Genomic DNA, 3,175 nt, shown 5'->3' with positions numbered 1-3,175 from the left:
CGGAGCTGGCGGAGTACCCGGCAGAGGTTAGAATCCTATGATACAGATAAGCAGTCTGTTCCTTAGTGACTTCCCATTGATATTGTCAATATTGGTTGACACATTTATCTCAAAGATATCACTGCATATTTCTACCTCGTCATAATAATTGTTGTAGGCTTCCTCATTATTTCTATACTCTGCTATGAGATAGGGCATAATCCAGATTAATGAACTGTTATCGTCACGAACTGTTCGCTTGCATTTAAGGACTGTTGAAGATACAAGCTGGTCGAAATCTCCATCCCGCCCGACCAGAAATTCAACGTATTCTTTAGATAGCATCAATTCACGAATGAGCTTTTCGAGAAGTAGCTCGATTTCAAAGCAATTATCAATTTGCCTATGTCCGAAAAAACTGACAGTGAAAATTTGCATGGAATCCATTCTCCTGGAAATAATTCATAGTGATACAACTAACAAGACTTTCATATTAGTAATTTTATCACCAATCCAGGCGTTAATAAAGCAAAAATTCATTTTATCGTTACCAACGAAACCTTCCTGTTCATACTACAATAATTATGGGAAGGAGGGACAGGAATGGCCGACACGCAGTACGATGTATTCATTCGTAATCGCATCACTGAGCTGCGAATGAATAAAAACATTTCTGAGCATCGAATGAGTTTAGATTTAGACAAGAGCGGCTCTTACGTTCGTGGTATCACCAGCGGAGCGGCCTTGCCATCTCTCAGAGAGCTTTTCAACATCATCAGTTATTTTGAAATGACACCAGCGGAGTTCTTTGCGCCACTGGAGAGTACGGATTCTCTGTATCATCAGCTTTGTGAGAAAATGCGGAAGCTGGATGACAGCGATCTTAAAAAAGTAGATACTTTTCTTGATTGGATAGTAAAGTAGGAGACTGCTATAAACTGATTATGACCTGGACAGCCGTTGCCGTCCAGGTTCGTTTTCTATAAGAAAGACCACCGGAACGGACGAACCGATGGTCTTTCTCATTATTATTAGCGTTCTGTAAGAACGTGTAGCCATCATCTTTAGATGATGTTCAAAGGGGATTGGGGATGTTGCCCCAACAAGCAATTTTTGAATTTTGACCAACGAGAGAAATTTCAAAAATGAGTGAACCTGTACAGGTTTACACTGCTTGCCAATTTGTTTTTCCTCACTGTATTTTACTTTTTCTTTAGCTCAATACGTCTGCGCAACAGAGAATTTATATTCATCACAGCTGTATTCATTGCCTTTAGGTTTTCTTCAAAATCGCCATTTTCAATACAAGGAGCAGTATCTAAGAGAAATTGAATCTGTCTGGCAATATTATTCTCGCAGTTAATTACAGAACTCTTTCCGTATCCGAAGTCGCTTTCAACGGACAACTTTTCTTCTAGTTTCTTTACTGAATATATCAGTGAATCGAGTTGTTTGCTGTTCCTGCGAGCTTTCAACTGTTTGAGAGCATCAGTTACATCCTGAATCATCAGATACGGTTCTTTCTTTGTAAGAATGGCATTGGCCGCATTTGGCTCAGGTTTTGCTTGGAGTTGTTTCCCGACAAAGAATAGAGAAGTAATCAGTCCTGCCAACCATACCCACCAGAAAATCCTTATACCAATGATGCTATTGACCTGAGGTAAAACAGCATTTGGATCACGTATTGTATCTATGATATTCTGAGGATCAGTGAAAAGCCAATCAACGAACGATACGACCCTTCCATAGATGTTAGGAATCACGATAAAGTATGCGATTACTCCAACTAAAAGGATAATTACTGGAATGACGAACACAAATTTGTTCATCACCTTTTTATCTAAAGCAACAGGCTCGTCCGGTTCACTTACAGTAGGTGGAACAAAGTTCACGACCCGTCCATTAGATTTAGGTGGAGCAGTGTCTGCTACATTTTCGTGTTCATATTTTTGTTCCGGTCTTACAACAGGTTCAACTTCCGGAATATCTGTAGGAGGAACTTCACCAATGCTTTCAAACAAGTGCTTGTTAATGGAGTTGTTTCGTTCATCTTCAATATGTTCTTCTGAACCAGATAGCGGAGCAGTTTCACCTAATGTAGAACCATATTCTTTTGCACTTGGCTCATCAATCGGTTTTGTGCAAGAAGATATACCAAAATTGATTTTTTCATTGAATATCTCAGAAGGTGTGTTGTCGATTGCCAATTCCAAAGCGTCCATAAATTCATCGGCGGTTTGGAATCTTTCGGAGCTACTGGAGATTGCTTTTACAATAACACGTCCAATTTCTTCTCCACCAAGAGCAGGCAGATCAGGTGTTTTTCCACTCATTCTTTCCTCAAAGGCGGCATCTTCATCCTGGGCAAAATATTGTTCAGGGAAACGAGGAAGGAAAGGATTTCTGCTGTAGTTTAGAAGTCTGTAAAGCACAATACCGAGGGAATATAGATCAACAGACTTTGTGTAACCTTCTTTCCCAAGATATACCTCTGGAGCGAGAAAATTTGGTGTACCTTTTAGGGATTCGGCTTTGGAACTATCCTTCAAAACTTTTGAAACGCCAAAGTCGCCAATCTTATACTCACCCTTATCAGATACGAAAATATTATCGTCTTTTATATCTCGATGAATTACACCGTTGTTGTGACATGATTGGAGTCCATTCAATACGTCCAACCCAAGTTTAACGACATCACGGACAAGAAAATCTGTACCTTGGATAAAATCTTCAAGGGGAGTCAGATATTCCATTAGGATAAAAATATCATATCGTCTCGGTGAGTCAGTAACAAGAATATCGTTCTCGTAATATCTGACGATGTGTTGCACACCTTTCTCGGAGAGATCATTCAGGATTCTGATTTCCGAAACAATATTCTTAAGCATTTGGGAGAAATAGCTGTCTGCCTTGGAAACATCACCGCCCATGGAGTTCAGTACAGAATAGTATTGTTTTTCAGTTGGAATTGTGATGTGTTTTAGCGCACGAACATACTGACCAGCAGCATTTGTTTTGATGACTTTATAGACCGTACCAAATGCACCTGAACCGAGTTTTTCGCTGACAGTATAGCCCAAAATATTTTTCCCAATTAAATTTGTTTGTGCCATGAAATCACCTCCTCATATAATCAAGTGTTTTTTATTGAAAATTCAAGGTTTTTCAACCTTTCATATCTCAGTGAATAAGCCAC

The 3,175-nt window shown here is 39.4% G+C and carries 3 protein-coding genes; 1 reads left to right on the top strand and 2 read right to left on the bottom strand.

Annotation, left to right across the window (positions count from 1 at the left end):
* Positions 1–27: 27 nt before the first annotated feature.
* Positions 28–417 (bottom strand): hypothetical protein, encoded by a 390-nt coding sequence (locus WMO25_RS16555; protein ID WP_349086259.1) that lies wholly within the window; start codon positions 415–417, stop codon positions 28–30.
* Between the two features lie 165 nt (positions 418–582).
* Between WMO25_RS16555 and WMO25_RS16550 the strand changes: the two genes are divergently transcribed.
* Positions 583–903, top strand: a complete 321-nt coding sequence (locus tag WMO25_RS16550; protein ID WP_349086258.1) for a helix-turn-helix domain-containing protein — start codon at positions 583–585, stop codon at positions 901–903.
* Positions 904–1,181: 278 nt separating this feature from the next.
* Here WMO25_RS16550 and WMO25_RS16545 read toward each other — a convergent pair whose 3' ends face one another.
* Positions 1,182–3,092, bottom strand: coding sequence for a serine/threonine-protein kinase (locus WMO25_RS16545; RefSeq protein WP_349086257.1), 1,911 nt, complete (start codon positions 3,090–3,092; stop codon positions 1,182–1,184).
* Positions 3,093–3,175 lie beyond the last annotated feature (83 nt).

The organism is Coprococcus intestinihominis (genome assembly GCF_040096555.1).
Lineage (GTDB): Bacteria > Bacillota > Clostridia > Lachnospirales > Lachnospiraceae > Coprococcus_A > Coprococcus_A intestinihominis.
Note: the sequence above shows the minus strand (reverse complement) of the source record. Positions and strands in the feature narration are given on the sequence as shown.

What these genes read in the sequence shown, in the direction of transcription:
- WMO25_RS16555 (WP_349086259.1), bottom strand. Translation starts at nt 417, where the DNA reads ATGCAAATTTTCACTGTCAGTTTTTTCGGACATAGGCAAATTGATAAT.
- WMO25_RS16545 (WP_349086257.1), bottom strand. Translation starts at nt 3,092, where the DNA reads ATGGCACAAACAAATTTAATTGGGAAAAATATTTTGGGCTATACTGTC.
- WMO25_RS16550 (WP_349086258.1), top strand. Translation starts at nt 583, where the DNA reads ATGGCCGACACGCAGTACGATGTATTCATTCGTAATCGCATCACTGAG.